The sequence below is a fragment of the Caulobacter sp. P4_E5 genome, assembly GCF_056401555.1.
In genome coordinates, this window is record NZ_JBFUJD010000019.1 from 49,849 (window position 1) to 65,291 (window position 15,443).

Genomic DNA, 15,443 nt, shown 5'->3' on the forward strand with positions numbered 1-15,443 from the left:
GAGAGAAACGATGGCCAGTCACGAAGGCGGATGCCAGTGCGGGCGCGTTCGCTACGCGGTCGATATCGAGCTCGATAGCGTGATCAGCTGCAACTGCTCGCGTTGCGGAAAGCTGGGTTCGATCCTGGCCTTCAGCGGGGCGGACGCCTTCGACCTGAAGAGCGGCGAGGACGCCCTGACCGAGTACCAGTTCAACACCCACAAGATCTCGCACCTGTTCTGCGAAACTTGCGGCATCCAATCGTTCGGGCGCGGCATGGGGCCGAACGGGCAGGCGATGGTGGCGATCAATGTCCGTTGTCTGGACGGCGTCGACGTCTTCGCGCTCAAGCCGCAGCAGATCGACGGCAAGGCGTTCTGAGCGAGCGCTTCGCGCGCGATGGGTTCGAGTCGTCGTGAGCGATGGCGGGTTTTCATTGACCCGGCCTGATGAGCTGAGCGGCGGCCGATTTGGGGTGCGCGCGACCTTCTCGGCCCCGCCCGCACACGCTCAGCCTTATGCGCGAATCGGCTGGCTCCGTCAGGCGCCTGATCGGCGAACCCGCGGGAGAGCCAAATCGATTGACGCGGTCAGAGTGGCGGCCACGGGTATCTGCACGTCGCGACGGTGACTCTGGGGGCGATGAACTGCGACTTAGTCGCCGCCCCAGATAGGGGGACGGGTCCCTCCCGCGATCTTGTTCGGTCCGGAAAGGGCATGCGGGCAGGCGCGAGTTGACGGCCCCAGCGGTCAATCAGTGATCTATCCGACAGGCCGAGCGGGCAGACGCCATGCGCTTCAGAAGCTCAAGTCAACTTTCGCGTCGCTTCAGGTTTCGAGCTCACCCGTCCAACGATCCCGTTTGGCCCAGTAGGGGCATGCGGGACAGGGCTCGCCAACGGGGTAGTCGATGCCCTCCTCGTGCGGACAACCAATGATACGGTCGATCATGGCCACCGATCGGACGCCGTGCGACTTGAAGAAGCTGGTGATCTCGCCCAGCGTGTCCCCGTCGCGCCGAAGATCGCGATCGGCGGTCAGCCAGCGACGGAGGTCCGTCGGATCTTCGTCAGGGCTCCGAAGGACCGCCGCGACAACCTTTGTCGCGCACCGTTGGTCTGGTCCATAGAAGGCGATTGTCCCGATCGGCTGGCCGCGTCCCGTCTTCGCCTTCTTTTGCAGCCATTTGCCGGCGTCTCGGCGGATCGTCATCTCCGAAGTCCTATGTTGCGACTCTAGCTCGCCGGCCGCTCGCGCCCGACGATCGAACGGAAGTTTTTCGCGTCGCGCCGCTCGTGTCGATGTCCTTGTTTCCGCGAAGCCGGCCAATCTCACCAAACCGCCGCGCGGCCATTGGCCAGGCCCGCCCGGAATAGCCGACGCTCGGCCGCCTTGCCGCCCTTGACGATCACCGGCGTCTCGGCCCCGCGCAGCAGGGGCAGGTCGTCGAGGCTGTCGGTATAGGCGTAGGCCCAACGCGCGCCATGACCAGCGTCGGCCAGGGCCTGGCATTTTCGCTGGTTGCGACAATGGACGTCGGCGACCCAGCCGCCGCCGCGGCGCTTCAGCGAGGTGCCCAGCACTTCGATGGGGTGACCGAGCGGGCCGATCAAGGCCTGGGCCAGCAGGTCCGGGGCGGCGGTGACGACCACCACGCGGTCGCCGCTCTCTAGATGTTCGTTCAGCACCGTCAGGCCGCCCGCCCTCCAGGCCAAGGCGCTCCGGCCAGAGCGGAAGGCCTCGCCGAACTGGAGGCAGGACTCGCGCAGACGGCGCTCGCAAAGGCCGACGGTGGCGATCCACAGCAGGATCGAGGCCCCGGCGCGGCGAGTACAGGGCAGGGCCACCATGGGAAGGGCGACTGGAGCGACGACCAGGACGGCCAAGCCACGGAGCGGCGAGCGGCGAACCCGGTCCCAGAGCCACAGGGCCGTGGAGTCGCCGTCCAGCAGGGTTCCGTCCAGGTCGAACACGGCGAGCATGGCCAGGATCTCCGCTCGCCTCCGGAGCGAAGGCGAAGGCATTGGGGCATGCCTGTGTGTAGATCCGGCGAAGCCCACCCCAATCTCCTGTGGAGAGATGGCGGCATTTCGACGATGCGAAGGCCGGTTCGCGGTCTTTCGCGCCGAGCGACCGGTGCATAGCTCATACGTCGAGGGCTTGCTTTTTGTCCGCTGAAAGCCTATTTGCCCGCCCATTCCACACGTGGACGTTCGGTTGCGACCGGGGAGACATCCCGGCGTCGCCGTTCCGGTCCCGCTCCAGAATGGTCTGGAACGGGGGTGTCCGCGGAGGTTCAACCGGAAAAAGGATATAGGCCCGATGGCTCTTCCCGAATTCTCCATGCGTCAGCTCCTGGAAGCCGGCGCCCACTTCGGTCACCAGACGCACCGCTGGAACCCGAAGATGGACCGCTACATCTTCGGTTCGCGCTCGAACATCCACATCATCGACCTGTCGCAGTCGATTCCGCTGCTGCACCAGGCCCTGGTGAAGGTTCGTGAAGTCGCCGCCGCCGGCGGCCGCGTGCTGTTCGTCGGCACCAAGCGCCAGGCCAGCGACCCGGTCGCCACGGCCGCCAAGCGCTGCGCTCAGTACTATGTGAATCACCGCTGGCTCGGCGGCACCCTGACCAACTGGCGCACCGTCTCGGGCTCGATCGCTCGTCTGCGCGAGCTGGAAGGCGTTCTGGCCGGCGAAGGCCAAGGCCGCACCAAGAAGGAACTGCTGCAGCTGACTCGCGAACGCGACAAGCTGGAGCTGTCGCTGGGCGGCATCAAGGACATGGGCGGCATCCCCGACATCATGTTCGTGATCGACACCAACAAGGAAGCGATCGCGATCCTGGAAGCCCGCAAGCTGAACATTCCGGTCGTCGCCATCCTCGACACCAACTGCGATCCGGACGGCATCACCTATCCGATCCCGGGTAACGACGACGCCGCCCGCGCCCTGCAGCTGTACTGCGACCTGATCGCGGATGCGGTTCTGGACGGCCTGGCCGCTGGCCAAGCCGGTTCGGGCGTCGACCTGGGCGCCGCCGTGAACCCGACCGAGCCGGCCCTGGCTCGCGCTCTGGCTCCGGAACCGATCCCGGAACCGATCCCGGAAGCTGCTGCCCCGGAAGCCGTTGTCGAGACCGCTCCGGAAGCCGCTGCCCCGGAAGCGACCGCCCCAGAAGCGGCTGCTGAAGCCGCTCCGGAAGCCGCCGTCGAAGCGGCTCCGGAATCGGCCGAAGGCTGATTTCCCACGCGCCTCCGCCCGGCTCGGCCGGAACGCGGAGGCCGTCGCGACCCTGACATGCGACCGGGCTAGAAGCCCGGTCGCTACTCTTTGCGAATATGGCGGGCGACAAGCCCGGTCGCTAACCGTTTGAATATGGAGATATTCCATGGCTGAGATCACGGCTGCGCTGGTCAAGGAACTGCGCGAAAAGTCCGGCGTCGGCATGATGGACTGCAAGAAGGCGCTGACGGAGAACAACGGCGACATCGAAGCGTCCATCGACTGGCTGCGCGCCAAGGGCCTGTCCAAGGCCGCCAAGAAGGCCGATCGCGCCGCCGCCGAGGGCCTGGTGGCCATCGCCGCGGCCGAGCAGGGCGCCGGTGAAACCGCCGCCGTCGTCGAGGTGAACGCCGAGACCGACTTCGTCGCCCGCAACGACCTGTTCCAGAGCGCCGCTCGCCAGATCGCCCAAGCGGCGGTCGCGACCGACTGTTCGATCGACGCTGTCAACGGCGCCAAGCTGGCCGGCGGCGAAAGCGTGCAAGACCACCTGACCAACTTGATCGCCACGATCGGCGAGAACATGATGGTTCGTCGCGCCGCCCAGTGGACGGTCGAGAACGGCGTGGTGGCTTCGTACATCCACAACGCCGTCGCGCCGGACCTCGGCCGCATCGGCGTGCTGGTCGCCCTCGAGTCGACCGGCGACAAGGCCGCCCTGCGCGAGCTGGGCCGCAAGATCGCCATGCACGTCGCCGCGACCGCCCCGCTGTCGCTGTCGCCGGATGATCTGGACCCGGCCGCCATCGAGCGGGAAAAGGCCGTGTTCACCGAGCAGGCGCTGGAGTCGGGCAAGCCGCCGGCGGTCATCGAGAAGATGATCGAAGGCCGCATCCGCAAGTTCCTGGAAGAAGTCGTGCTGCTGAAGCAGGCCTTCGTCATGAACCCGGACCAGACGGTCGAGCAACTGGTCGCCGAGACCGGCAAGACCCTGGGCGCGCCGATCACCGTGAAGGGCTTCACCCGTCTCGCCCTGGGCGAAGGCGTGGAAAAGAAGACCGACGACTTCGCCGCCGAAGTCGCTTCGATGACCGGCCAGGCCTAAGCCTGTCGTCGAGGGCTTTCGCGCCCTCGGCAAACAATCAGGGCGCGGCGCGTTTAGACGCGCGCCGCGCCCTTTTTGCGCCCGCCACGCGGCGCCCGCGTCAAAGGGCGACCCCGGTTGGCAAAACACGTCCCACTTCTATAGAACGCACGTAATGTGCGTGCCGACGACTCAGGAATAGCGGTCCCATGTCCGATACCAGCGCACCTCAGAAATACCGCCGCATCCTGCTGAAAGTGTCGGGCGAGGTCCTGATGGGCGACACGCCCTACGGCATCGACACCAACACCGTCCAATCCGTCGCCGACGACGTGGCCGAGATCGTCAAGTCCGGCGTCGAGCTGTGCCTGGTGATCGGCGGCGGCAACATCTTCCGCGGCATGGCCGGCGCGGCCAAGGGCATGGAGCGCTCGAGCGCCGACTATATGGGCATGCTGGCGACGGTGATGAACGCCCTGGCCATGCAGGACGCGCTGGAACGCATCGGCGTCCAGACCCGCGTGCAGTCGGCCATCCCGATGGCCACGGTCTGCGAGCCCTACATCCGCCGCCGCGCCCAGCGTCACCTCGAAAAGGGGCGGGTGGTGATCTTCGCCGCCGGCACCGGCAATCCGTTCTTCACCACCGACACCGCCGCGGCCCTGCGGGCGGCTGAGATGCAGTGCGACGCCCTGTTCAAGGGCACCAGCGTCGACGGCGTCTATACGGCCGACCCGAAGAAGGATCCGTCGGCCCAGCGTTACGATCGCCTGAGCTACATGGACGTCCTGGCCAAGGATCTGCGGGTCATGGACGCCTCGGCCGTCGCGCTGATGCGCGACAGCAACATTCCGATCATCGTCTTCTCGATCAAGGGCCGCGGCAATCTGCTGAACGTCCTGCGAGGCGAGGGGACCCACACCGTGGTCTCTGAAGACCGCACCGCCTGAATCTTAGAAAACAGCGAGGAGAGCCCGTCATGGCCGCCGCCGAAAAACCCGTCCTCTCGCGCTACCGCGATCGCATGGACAAGGCCATCGTCGCCCTGAAGGAAGAATTCAGCAGCCTGCGCACCGGCCGCGCGTCGGCCAGTCTGCTGGATCAGATCATGGTCGAGGCCTATGGCTCGACCACGCCGTTGAACGCGGTGGCCTCGGTCAGCGTGCCCGAGCCGCGCCAGATCAATGTCAGCGTCTGGGACCGGGGCGTTGTCGTCGCGGTCGAGAAGGCCATTCGCGCTTCCAGCCTGGGCCTGAATCCGGTCGTCGAAGGCCAGAACCTGCGTATTCCGCTTCCGCCGCCGACCGAGGAGCGCCGCAAGGAGCTCTCCAAGTTGGCCGGCAAATACGCCGAGCAGCAGAAGATCGCGGTCCGCAATGTCCGTCGCGACGCCAATGACGACCTGAAGAAGGCCGAAAAGGACGGGGCGATCGCCGAGGACGAGCGCAAGAAGATGGAGACCGAGGTCCAGAAGATGACCGACGACGCCATCAAGCGGGTCGACGAGGCCTTGAAAATCAAAGAACAAGAGATCATGCAGGTTTGATCGCCTTCCCTGGGAATTAGTGGGGAGGCGACGAGGGAAGGTTGAAGCGAATGCCGGCGACCACCGGTCTGCAGAACGTTTCGACGCGCGCCGGGGGCGATGCGTCCGATCAACGTCTGCACGTGGCCATTATCATGGATGGCAACGGCCGCTGGGCGAAGCAGCGGGGGATGCCGCGCGTCCTCGGCCATCGCGCCGGGGTCAACGCCCTGAAGCGCACCGTCGAGGGCGCTCAGAGCCAGAACGTCGGCGTGCTGACGGTCTTCGGCTTCTCGACCGAGAACTGGCGCCGTCCGGCGCACGAGGTCTCCGAGCTGATGAACCTGCTGAAGGCCTACGTCGAATCAGACCTCGAACGTTTGGCCAAGGCCGGAGTCCGCGTCCGGATCATTGGTCGCCGCACCGGCCTGTCGGCCGATATCGCCGAGGTGATCGAGCGGGCCGAACGGCGCACCGAGGCCAATACCGAATTCACCTTGCAGGTGGCCTTCAACTATGGCGGCCAGGCCGATATCGCCGACGCGGCGCGGGCCTTCGCCGAGAAGGTGGCGCGGGGCGAGGCCAAGCCCTCGGACCTGACCGAGGAGACGTTCGAGCGGTTCCTGTCGACGGCCGCGGCCCCGCCGCCAGACCTGATCGTGCGCACCAGCGGCGAGCGCCGGATCTCCAACTTCCTGCTGTGGGACTGCGCCTACGCCGAACTGGTGTTTCAGGACGTGCTATGGCCCGACTACGGCCCCGAGGCGCTGGCCGCGGCCATTGCCGACTATCGCCGGCGGGACAGACGTTATGGAGGAATCGCGGCCGATGACGTCGCCGTCGCCGGCTAAGCGCTTCAACTGGGGCAATCTACGGATGCGTGTGGTTTCGGCCACCGTGCTCGTACCCACGGTCGTGGCCGCCGTCTGGCTGGGCGGCTACTGGATCCTGGCCCTGGCCCTGGTCTGTGTGGCTCTGCTGGCCCGCGAGTGGGGCAAGATCAGCGCACCCAAGGCGCCGAGGGCGGTCGGGGTCGTGGTCGGCCTGTTCTGCGCCGCTGCCGTCCTCGCCGGATTCCTGCATCACTTCTTCATCGCCTGGTCGGTCGTGCTGGTCGGGGCCTTCCTGGCGGGCTTGATCGCGCGCGGCGCGGTCGAGCGGCGGGCCGACGCGGCCTATGGCGTCGTCTATATCGCCCCGGCCGTCATCGCCCTGGTCTGGGTGCGCTCGCTGCCCGATGGCCTGTGGTGGACCCTGTTGCTGTTCGTGGTCACCTGGTTCGCCGACATCTTCGCCTATGTGGCCGGCAGTATCTTCAAGGGGCCCAAGCTGTGGCCCCAGATCTCGCCCAACAAGACCTGGTCCGGCTTCGTCGGGGGCCTGGTGGCGGCCACGATCGGCGCGATCATCGTCTCCGAACTGGCCCATCTGCGCCTGGTCTGGCCGGCGGCGGCCCTGGTCGGTCTGCTGGGCGGCCTGGCGACCATGGCCGGAGACCTGTGGGAGTCGATCCTCAAGCGCCGCTTCGGCGTCAAGGACAGCGGCGACATCATTCCCGGTCACGGCGGCCTGCTGGACCGCGTCGACGGCCTGATGTTCGCGGCGATCGTCGTCGCCGCCATCCGCCTGATCGACCACTGGGGATGGGCCCATTGACCTCCCCACGTAAGGTGGTGGTGCTGGGCTCGACCGGATCGATCGGCCTCTCGACCCTGAGCCTCTTCGAAGAGTCTGGTGCGCCGGTCGAGATCCTGGCGCTGACGGCCGGGCGCAATGTCGAGCGCCTGATCCAGCAGGCCCTGCGCTGGCGGCCCCAACTGGCGGTCATCGAGGACGAGACCCAGTTTTCGGCCCTGAAGGACGGCCTGGCCGGAACCGGCGTACGCGCCGCCGCCGGCGCGGCCGCGATCAGCGAGGCCGCCGCGTTGGGCGCGGACTGGGTCATGTCGGCCATCGTCGGCGCAGCGGGCCTTGCCCCGACCCTGGCCGCGGCCCGCACTGGCGCGACGATCGCCCTGGCCAACAAGGAGAGCCTCGTCTGCGCCGGCCCGGCTCTGCTGGCCATCGCCAAGGCGGCCGGCGGCTCGGTGATCCCGGTCGATTCCGAGCACTCGGCGATCTTCCAGGTCCTGCAACCAGCCTGCGCCCATCGCGTGGCGCGCCTGATCCTGACCGCTTCGGGCGGTCCGTTCCGCACCTGGGACAAGGCGGCGATGGCCGCCGCCACGCCCGAGCAGGCGATCGCCCATCCCAACTGGTCGATGGGCGCCAAGATTTCGGTCGATTCCGCGACCATGATGAACAAGGGCCTCGAGATGATCGAGGCCTCGTACCTGTTCGGGACCCCGGAAGACCGTGTCGACGTCGTGATTCACCCCCAGTCCGTGATCCATAGCCTGGTGGAATACGCCGACGGCTCGACCTTGGCCCAACTGGGCCCGCCGGACATGCGCGCGCCGATCGCCTGCGCCTTCGCCTGGCCCGACCGGCTGCCATGGCCCGCGCCGCGCCTGGATCTGGCCGCCTATGGGCAGCTGACCTTCGAATCGCCCGACCTGGAGCGCTTCCCGTCGATCGACATCGCGCGCGAGGCGCTGCGCCTGGGCGGAGGCGCTCCGGCGGCCATGAATGCCGCCAATGAGGTGGCGGTCGCCGCTTTCCTTGACCGGCGGATTGGCTTTCTCGATATTGCCGCCTCGGTGGCGGGGACCTTAGAGCGTATGAATAGTCTTGGCGGCCTTTCCGGCACCGATAGTGACGCTGTCGACAATGCGATGATGATCGACGCCAGCGCTCGCCGCATTGCGGCCGAGGTTGTCGCGCAAAAGCATCGCCGGCTCTGATCCGGGGGACCGGCCAAACCTAATGACCGACGTATTGATCATCATCCTTTCCACGGTCTTCGTGCTGTCCGTCGTGGTCACCATCCACGAGCTGGGCCACTACTGGGCCGCCCGCGCGTGCGGGGTGGCCATCGACTGCTTCTCGCTGGGCTTCGGCCCGCCGTTGGTGTCCTGGCGCGACAAGCATGGCGTGGAGTGGCGCATCGCCTCGATCCCGCTGGGYGGCTATGTCCGCTTCCTCGGCGACGAGAACGCCGCCAGCGTGCCCGACCAGGACAACCTGGAAGCCATGCGCGCCTCGATCGTGGCGCGAGAAGGGCAGGGGGCGGAGACCCGCTACTTCCACTTCAAGCCGGTCTGGCAGCGGGCGATCATCGCCGCGGCGGGTCCGGTGTCGAACTTCATCCTGGCCATCCTGATCATGGCCGTCTTCCTGGTGATGATCGGGACGCCGCGTTCGACCCCGGTCGTCACCAGCGTCGAGCGGGGCAGCGCCGCCGAGGCCGCCGGTTTCCGGGTTGGCGACACGATCCTGAAGGCCGACAGCCGCAAGATCGACAGCTTCCAGACCTTGCAGAACTATATCGGCCTGCGCGCCAACCTGGCGGTCGACTTCACCGTCAAGCGCGACGGCCGCGAGGTCCACCTGAACGCGACGCCGCGCCTGATCGAGACGACTGACCGCTTCTCGGGCCGCAGCAAGGTCAGTCGCCTGGGCATCGGCAACGCCGGCATGACCCACCTGAAGCGCTCGACCGTGCTCGGCGCTGTCCCCGACGCCACCGTCGAGGTCTGGGGCATGATCAAGACCATCGGCTTCTATCTGGGTCGCCTCGTCACCGGCCAGCTGCCCGCCGACCAGATTAGCGGCCTGATCGGCATCGGCCACACCGCCGGCGCGGTGACCAAGGCCAGCGCCGAGGGGGCGCCCAACGTCGCCACCATGGTGCTGCGGGTGTTTGTCTCGTCCATGCTGTTGATCGCCAGCCTGTCGGTCAGCATCGGCTTCATGAATCTGCTGCCGATCCCGGTCCTGGATGGCGGACATCTGCTGATGTACGCCTACGAAGCCGTGGCCAAGCGACCTCTACGAGCGGATTTCCAGGCGGCCGGCTTCCGCGCGGGGCTTGCCTTGATCCTGGGTTTCATGCTGTTCGCGGCGTGGAACGACCTTAACCGCTACGACGTGTTCAAATTCATCGGCGGCCTGTTCACGTGAACGCCCGCCCTCCGCCCATGATTGGTCACATGAACAAACTTCGCGCCCATAGCGCCGCGTTCGCCACCGGTGTGGCGCTGCTCCTCGGCTCGACGGCCTTGACGGCCCCGCAGCAGGCCTTCGCCCAGGCCACTCAGACGGTGCAGGTCCAGCGCATCCTGGTGCAGGGCAACGAGCGGATCGAGCAGGGCACGGTGCTGTCGTATCTGCCGATCCAGCCGGGCGACACGGTCGATTCCCAGCGCCTCGACTTGGCGTTGAAGACCCTGGCGCGCACCGACCTGTTCGCCGACGTGAAGATCGAAATGCAAGGCGGCGACTTGATCGTGAAGGTCGTCGAGAACCCGATCATCAACCAAGTGGTCTTTGAGGGGAATTCGTCCCTGAAGGAAGACAAGCTGAAGGACGAGGTCCAGATCCGTCCGCGCGGCATCTTCACCCGCGCCAAGGTCCAAGCCGACGTCCAACGCATCATCGAACTCTACCGCCGCTCGGGCCGCATTTCGGCGACCGTGACCCCCAAGGTGGTCGAGCTGCCGCAAAAGCGCGTCGATCTGGTGTTTGAAATCAGCGAAGGCCCCAAGAGTGGCGTGCTGGGGATCAACTTCCTGGGTAACAGCGAGTACTCGGACAACGATCTGCGCGACGTGGTCGTGACCAAGGAAAGCCGCTGGTACAAGATCCTGACCAGCAACGACAATTACGACCCCGACCGGATCGAGTACGACCGCGAGCAGCTGCGCAAGTTCTATCGCAACCGCGGCTATTTCGACTTCCGCGTGGTCTCCTCGGTGGCCGAACTGGCCCCGGACAAGAACGGCTTCGCCGTCAGTTACACGCTCGATGAAGGCCCGAAATACAAGTTCGGCAAGGTCACCGTCGAAACCGAATTGAAGAAGCTGGACGGCAACCTGCTGGCCCAGATCCTGCCGATCCGTACTGGCCAGCTCTACGAAGACGAGCGCATCGAGCAGGCCACCGACGCCCTGACCTTCGCGGCGGGTGCGGCCGGCTTCGCCTTCGTGGACGTGGTGCCGCGCTATGTGCCCAACCGTGAGACCAAGACCGTCGACGTCGTCTTCAAGGTTCGCGAAGGGCCGCGCGTCTATGTCGACCGCATCGACATCGTCGGCAACACCCGCACCCTGGACTACGTCCTGCGCCGCGAGCTGGAGGTCGCTGAAGGCGACGCCTACAACCGCGTGCTGGTCGACCGCTCGAAGAACAACATCCGCCGCCTGGGCTTCTTCAAGGAAGTCGAGATCGAGGACACCCCCGGCTCGGCCCCGGACCGAACCAGCCTGAGGGTCAAGGTCGAGGAACAGCCGACGGGCGAACTGTCGTTCAGCGCCGGTTACAGCTCGGTGGACAAGCTGGTGCTTGACGTCGGCATCACCGAGCGGAACTTCCGCGGTCGCGGCCAGAACCTGCGCGCCCGCGCCTCGGTCGGTTCGCTGCGCCAGCAGATCGACTTCGGCTTCAGCGAGCCGCGCTTCCTGGGCCGGAACCTGGTGGCGGGCGTGAACCTGTACACCTTCCGCTATGACCTGTCGGACTACGCGGCCTATGACACCAAGTCGGTCGGCGGCGACGTCCGCTTCGGCTTCCCGCTGACCAACGACTCGTCGATGAGCCTGCGCTACACGATCCGTCAGGACGACGTCAGCGTCGCCGACAGCCTCTGCACCAGCGGTTCGGTGTCGCAGATCCTCTGCCTACAGCGCGGCGCTTACATCACCTCGCTGATCGGCTACGGCCTGCGCATCGACAAGCGCAACGATCCGATCAACCCGACCCGCGGCTGGTTCGCCGACCTGAACCAGGACCTGGCCGGCGTGGGCGGCGACGTGAAGTACCTGAAGACCGAAGCCGACGCCGGCTGGTACCACGGCTTCACCAAGGACCTGGTGTTCAGCGCGACCGGCTCGTTCGGCTATATCGAGGGCTGGGGCGGCGACAACGTCCGCATCAACGACCGCTTCTATCGCGGCGGCACCTCGTTCCGCGGCTTCGAGATCGCCGGTATCGGTCCACGCGACATTTCGAGCACGAACAACTCGATGGGCGCCAAGCTTTACGCCATCAGCACCTTCGAGCTGACCGTTCCGACCTTCCTGCCCGAGCAGTACGGCATCAAGGCCGCCCTGTTCAGCGACGTGGGTACGGCCGGTCTGCTGGATGATGTGGATCGTCAGAAGTCGCCTGGCGTCTTCGATCCGAACATCAAGGACAACCTCGGCCTGCGTGCGACGGCTGGTATCTCGATCGACTGGAAGTCCCCCATGGGTCCCATTCGGTTCGATTTCAGCCGCATTTTGGCCAAGGAAAGCTACGACCGAACCGAAACGTTCCGGTTCTCCACCTCCACAAGGTTCCAATAAACATGTCCAAGTTCCTGTCCGCGGCCGCGTCCAGCGTCGTCGCTCTCGCCATCGCGACCAGCGCCTCGGCCCAGACCGCTCCTGCGGCGCCGGCCGCTCCGGCCGTTACTCATGGTCCGGCCCTGCCGGGCGTCTGCATCCTTTCGAGCCAAGGCGCCGTCGCCCGGTCGCAGGTCGGCAAGGCTGTTTCCGCGCGCCTGTCGACCATCACCCAGCAGGTCAACGCCGAGCTGGGCGGCGAGCGCACGGCCCTGGAAAATGAAGGCAAGGCTCTGGACGCCAAGAAGGCGACCACGGCTCAGGACGCCCTCGAGCAGCAGGCGGCGGCTCTTCAGGTCAAGGCCAACGCCTGGCAGCGCAAGGGCCAGCTGCGTCAGAAGGAAGTCGAAGCGACCGAGCAGAAGGCGCTGTCGCGCGTCTATCAAGAGCTCGATACGCCGATCAAGCAGGTCTACCAGGCCCAGAAGTGCAGCATCCTGCTCGACCGTGAATCGGTGATGCTGGCCAATCCGTCGATGGACATCACCGACGCTGTGGTCGCCGCGCTCGATGGTCGCATCAAGACCCTGACCTTCGACCGCGAACGTCTGGACCAGCAGGTCCCGGGCGCTCAGCCGCTGCAGCCCACCAACAAGTAAGCGAATCGTCTCCTTTGGGTTTACCTAGGGGAACGTTTTCGCCGTGAGGAACCATGCCGGACCCGCGTTTTTTTGACAGCCTGGGTCCGGCATCGCTTTCCGAGTTGGCCCGGGCCGGCGCCGCCGAACTGGCGGACGCGGCCTGGGGTGACCGCCTGATCGCTCACGCCGCGCCGCTCGACGCGGCCGACGCCGAGGCGGTCACGTTCTTTTCCGACGCCAAGCGCAAGGAGGCCGCGGCGGCAACACGGGCCGGAGCCTGTTTCGCGCGTCCGGAGCATCGCGAGCTTCTGCCTGCGACCTGCGCCGTCCTGGTGACTAAGCATCCGCAAGCGGCCTGGGCCGCGGCGGTCGGACGCCTGCATGCACCGCGCCGCCATGATCCGTCCGCGCCCGCCGTCCACCCGGAGGCGGCGCTGGAGGACGGCGTCCTATTGTCCCCGAACGTGGCGATTGGGCAGGGCGCGCGGATCGGACGGGGCACCCGCATCGGTCCTGGCGCCGTGATCGGCCCGGGCGTGCTGATCGGCCGGGACTGCGTGATCGGTCCCAACGCGGTGATCGGCTTTGCTCTGCTGGGCGACCGGGTGTCGGTTTCGGCCGGCGCGGTGCTGGGCGAGGCGGGTTTCGGCGCCGCGATCGGTCCGGGCGGTATGGTCGACCTGCCGCAGCTGGGCCGGGTAGTGATCCAGGACAACGTGACGATCGGCGCCAACAGCTGCGTCGACCGAGGCGCCTTCGCCGACACCACGATCGGCGAGAACACCAAGATCGACAACCTCGTGCATGTCGCGCACAACGTCCGTGTGGGGCGCAATTGCGTGCTGGCGGCCTATACGGGGCTGTCGGGCAGCACGATCGTCGGCGACGGCGTCGCGTTCGGCGGCAAGGCCGGCGTCGCCGACCACTTGAACATCGGCTCGGGCGCGAGCATCGGGGCAGCCGCCTCGGTGTTCAAGGACGTGCCGGAAGGTGAAACTTGGACGGGCTTTCCGGCGCGGCCGCTCAAGCGGTGGCTCCGGGAGACCGCATGGCTGTCCCGCATGGCGGGCGGCCGAGGGACGAGGGGCTGAGTATGGGCCAGAACGCCGAACAAGCGGTGCGGACCGACATCGACATCGCGGAGATCCTGGCGCGCATTCCGCACCGCTATCCGTTCCTGCTGGTCGACCGGGCCGAGGCCTATGAGCCACACAAGTCGATCGTCGGCATCAAGTGCGTGACGATCAACGAGCCCTTCTTCCAAGGCCACTTCCCGGGCAATCCGGTGATGCCGGGCGTGCTGATCATCGAGGCCCTGGCCCAGACGGGCGCGGTGCTGATGAGCAAGTCGCTGGAAGTCGACACCGAAGGCAAGACCATCTTCTTCATGTCGGTCGACAACGCCCGCTTCCGCAATCCCGTGCGTCCCGGCGACGTGATCCGCATGGAGGTCGAGGTCGTCCGCGCCCGTTCGTCCATCTTCAAGTTCAAGGGCGTGGCCAAGGTCGGTGACAAGGTCGCCGCCGAGGCCGAGTTCGCCGCCATGGTGGTCGATACGGGACCCAAGGCATGACCATCCACCCCACCGCCATCGTCGCGCCCGAAGCCAAGATCGCCTCGGACGTCGAGATCGGGCCCTACAGCATCGTCGGCCCGGACGTGACCCTGGAGGCGGGCGTCCGCCTGCTATCGCACGTGGTGGTGGAAGGCGCGACGACGTTGGGCGAAGGGTGCGTCGTGCATCCGTTCGCCAATCTGGGCGGACCGCCCCAGCACCTGGGCCACAAGGGCGAGCGCACTGAACTCCTGATCGGCCCGCGCAACATCATCCGCGAACACGTGACCATGCACACGGGCACGGCCTCGGGGAAGGGCGTGACCACGATCGGCTCGGACGGCCTCTACATGGTCGGTTCGCACGTGGCCCACGACTGCTCGGTCGGCGATTTCGTGGTGCTGGCCAAGGGCGCGACCCTGGGTGGCCACGTGGCCATCGGCGACTACGTGTTCATGGGCGGCCTGGCCGCCGCGCACCAGTTCTCGCGCATTGGCCGCTACAGCTTCATCGGCGGCCTGGCCGCGGTGACCAAGGATGTCATTCCGTACGGCTCGGTCTGGGGCAACCATGCTCACCTCGAGGGCCTGAACCTGGTCGGGCTCAAGCGCCGGGGATTCTCGCGCGAGACGATCAACGCCCTGCGCGCGGCCTATCGCCTGATGTTCGCCGACGAAGGCACGTTCCAGGAGCGTCTCGATGATGTCGCCGAGATCCACGCGGGCAATACCGAGGTGATGGAGATCGTCGACTTCATCCGGGCCGACGCCAACCGCCCGCTTTGCCTGCCCGAGCGCGAGGTCTAGACTCTCCGTCATGCGCAAGCTTGGTCTGATCGCCGGCGGCGGAGCGCTTCCCGTCGAGTTGGCCGCCCATTGCGAGGCCGCTGGGCGGGCCTTCTCGGTCATGCGTCTGCGAAGCTTCGCAGACCCCTCCTTGAGCCGCTATCCGGGCCAGGAGGTCGGCCTCGGCGAGTTCGGCAAGGTGTTCAAGGCGCTGCAGGCCGAGGGC

16 protein-coding genes and 1 pseudogene are annotated in these 15,443 nt (G+C 66.6%); 15 read left to right on the forward strand and 2 right to left on the reverse strand.

Annotated elements, in window-relative coordinates:
* The first annotated feature begins 10 nt into the window (after positions 1–10).
* Positions 11–361, forward strand: a complete 351-nt coding sequence (locus AC1DSO_RS08630; protein WP_477068439.1) for a GFA family protein — start codon at positions 11–13, stop codon at positions 359–361.
* 447 nt (positions 362–808) lie between these two features.
* On the opposite strand, the gene AC1DSO_RS08635 is transcribed toward AC1DSO_RS08630, so the two are convergent.
* Together AC1DSO_RS08635 and AC1DSO_RS08640 are read right to left on the reverse strand one after the other, a co-directional pair.
* Positions 809–1,192, reverse strand: coding sequence for a hypothetical protein (locus AC1DSO_RS08635; RefSeq protein ID WP_477068440.1), 384 nt, complete (start codon positions 1,190–1,192; stop codon positions 809–811).
* A gap of 119 nt (positions 1,193–1,311) precedes the next feature.
* A complete protein-coding gene (locus AC1DSO_RS08640; RefSeq protein ID WP_477068441.1) occupies positions 1,312–1,962 on the reverse strand; it encodes a haloacid dehalogenase-like hydrolase in 651 nt (216 codons plus the stop codon).
* Between the two features lie 340 nt (positions 1,963–2,302).
* Between AC1DSO_RS08640 and rpsB the strand changes: the two genes are divergently transcribed.
* The 14 genes and pseudogenes from rpsB to AC1DSO_RS08710 all read left to right on the forward strand — a co-directional run.
* Positions 2,303–3,223, forward strand: coding sequence for a 30S ribosomal protein S2 (gene rpsB, locus AC1DSO_RS08645; protein WP_477068442.1), 921 nt, complete (start codon positions 2,303–2,305; stop codon positions 3,221–3,223).
* Positions 3,224–3,371: 148 nt separating this feature from the next.
* Positions 3,372–4,310 (forward strand): translation elongation factor Ts, encoded by a 939-nt coding sequence (gene tsf / locus AC1DSO_RS08650; protein ID WP_477068443.1) that lies wholly within the window; start codon positions 3,372–3,374, stop codon positions 4,308–4,310.
* Positions 4,311–4,498: 188 nt separating this feature from the next.
* The gene (gene pyrH / locus AC1DSO_RS08655; protein ID WP_056051184.1) at positions 4,499–5,239 is read left to right on the forward strand and encodes a UMP kinase; all 741 of its coding nucleotides are present in this window, start codon (positions 4,499–4,501) and stop codon (positions 5,237–5,239) included.
* 29 nt (positions 5,240–5,268) lie between these two features.
* Positions 5,269–5,835 (forward strand): ribosome recycling factor, encoded by a 567-nt coding sequence (gene frr, locus AC1DSO_RS08660; protein WP_056051186.1) that lies wholly within the window; start codon positions 5,269–5,271, stop codon positions 5,833–5,835.
* A 50-nt stretch (positions 5,836–5,885) separates the two neighbouring features.
* On the forward strand, positions 5,886–6,665 hold the full coding sequence (gene uppS, locus AC1DSO_RS08665; RefSeq protein WP_477068444.1) for a polyprenyl diphosphate synthase: 780 nt from the start codon (positions 5,886–5,888) through the stop codon (positions 6,663–6,665).
* Entirely contained in the window at positions 6,625–7,470 is an 846-nt protein-coding gene (locus AC1DSO_RS08670; RefSeq protein ID WP_477068445.1) for a phosphatidate cytidylyltransferase, read from the forward strand. The genes uppS and AC1DSO_RS08670 overlap by 41 nt, the downstream gene beginning before the upstream one ends.
* Positions 7,458–8,657 (forward strand): 1-deoxy-D-xylulose-5-phosphate reductoisomerase, encoded by a 1,200-nt coding sequence (dxr, locus tag AC1DSO_RS08675; RefSeq protein WP_477068446.1) that lies wholly within the window; start codon positions 7,458–7,460, stop codon positions 8,655–8,657. Before AC1DSO_RS08670 ends, dxr begins: the two co-directional genes overlap by 13 nt.
* A gap of 22 nt (positions 8,658–8,679) precedes the next feature.
* Positions 8,680–9,876 carry a M50 family metallopeptidase gene (locus tag AC1DSO_RS08680; protein WP_477068447.1) on the forward strand — a complete coding sequence of 399 codons (1,197 nt, stop codon included), beginning with the start codon at positions 8,680–8,682 and terminating at the stop codon, positions 9,874–9,876.
* Positions 9,877–9,893: 17 nt separating this feature from the next.
* Positions 9,894–12,257: an outer membrane protein assembly factor BamA gene (gene bamA / locus AC1DSO_RS08685; protein WP_477068448.1), complete on the forward strand. Its 2,364-nt coding sequence runs from the start codon at positions 9,894–9,896 to the stop codon at positions 12,255–12,257.
* Between the two features lie 2 nt (positions 12,258–12,259).
* Positions 12,260–12,895 (forward strand): OmpH family outer membrane protein, encoded by a 636-nt coding sequence (locus AC1DSO_RS08690; RefSeq protein ID WP_477068449.1) that lies wholly within the window; start codon positions 12,260–12,262, stop codon positions 12,893–12,895.
* 53 nt (positions 12,896–12,948) lie between these two features.
* Entirely contained in the window at positions 12,949–13,968 is a 1,020-nt protein-coding gene (lpxD, locus tag AC1DSO_RS08695; RefSeq protein WP_477068450.1) for a UDP-3-O-(3-hydroxymyristoyl)glucosamine N-acyltransferase, read from the forward strand.
* Between the two features lie 2 nt (positions 13,969–13,970).
* Complete coding sequence (fabZ, locus tag AC1DSO_RS08700; protein WP_477068451.1) at positions 13,971–14,450, forward strand: 3-hydroxyacyl-ACP dehydratase FabZ; 480 nt, start codon at positions 13,971–13,973, stop codon at positions 14,448–14,450.
* The gene (gene lpxA / locus AC1DSO_RS08705; RefSeq protein WP_477068452.1) at positions 14,447–15,238 is read left to right on the forward strand and encodes an acyl-ACP--UDP-N-acetylglucosamine O-acyltransferase; all 792 of its coding nucleotides are present in this window, start codon (positions 14,447–14,449) and stop codon (positions 15,236–15,238) included. The genes fabZ and lpxA overlap by 4 nt, the downstream gene beginning before the upstream one ends.
* A 10-nt stretch (positions 15,239–15,248) precedes the next feature.
* Positions 15,249–15,443: pseudogene (locus tag AC1DSO_RS08710) on the forward strand (DUF1009 domain-containing protein); the annotation flags it as partial.

Bases quoted from the DNA above. Each gene is read 5' to 3' on its own strand.
- AC1DSO_RS08690 (WP_477068449.1), top strand. From the start codon at position 12,260: ATGTCCAAGTTCCTGTCCGCGGCCGCGTCCAGCGTCGTCGCTCTCGCC.
- AC1DSO_RS08640 (WP_477068441.1), bottom strand. From the start codon at position 1,962: ATGCTCGCCGTGTTCGACCTGGACGGAACCCTGCTGGACGGCGACTCC.
- AC1DSO_RS08630 (WP_477068439.1), top strand. From the start codon at position 11: ATGGCCAGTCACGAAGGCGGATGCCAGTGCGGGCGCGTTCGCTACGCG.
- lpxD (WP_477068450.1), top strand. From the start codon at position 12,949: ATGCCGGACCCGCGTTTTTTTGACAGCCTGGGTCCGGCATCGCTTTCC.
- AC1DSO_RS08635 (WP_477068440.1), bottom strand. From the start codon at position 1,192: ATGACGATCCGCCGAGACGCCGGCAAATGGCTGCAAAAGAAGGCGAAG.
- bamA (WP_477068448.1), top strand. From the start codon at position 9,894: ATGATTGGTCACATGAACAAACTTCGCGCCCATAGCGCCGCGTTCGCC.
- uppS (WP_477068444.1), top strand. From the start codon at position 5,886: ATGCCGGCGACCACCGGTCTGCAGAACGTTTCGACGCGCGCCGGGGGC.
- fabZ (WP_477068451.1), top strand. From the start codon at position 13,971: ATGGGCCAGAACGCCGAACAAGCGGTGCGGACCGACATCGACATCGCG.
- dxr (WP_477068446.1), top strand. From the start codon at position 7,458: ATGGGCCCATTGACCTCCCCACGTAAGGTGGTGGTGCTGGGCTCGACC.
- AC1DSO_RS08670 (WP_477068445.1), top strand. From the start codon at position 6,625: ATGGAGGAATCGCGGCCGATGACGTCGCCGTCGCCGGCTAAGCGCTTC.
- pyrH (WP_056051184.1), top strand. From the start codon at position 4,499: ATGTCCGATACCAGCGCACCTCAGAAATACCGCCGCATCCTGCTGAAA.
- lpxA (WP_477068452.1), top strand. From the start codon at position 14,447: ATGACCATCCACCCCACCGCCATCGTCGCGCCCGAAGCCAAGATCGCC.
- tsf (WP_477068443.1), top strand. From the start codon at position 3,372: ATGGCTGAGATCACGGCTGCGCTGGTCAAGGAACTGCGCGAAAAGTCC.
- frr (WP_056051186.1), top strand. From the start codon at position 5,269: ATGGCCGCCGCCGAAAAACCCGTCCTCTCGCGCTACCGCGATCGCATG.
- rpsB (WP_477068442.1), top strand. From the start codon at position 2,303: ATGGCTCTTCCCGAATTCTCCATGCGTCAGCTCCTGGAAGCCGGCGCC.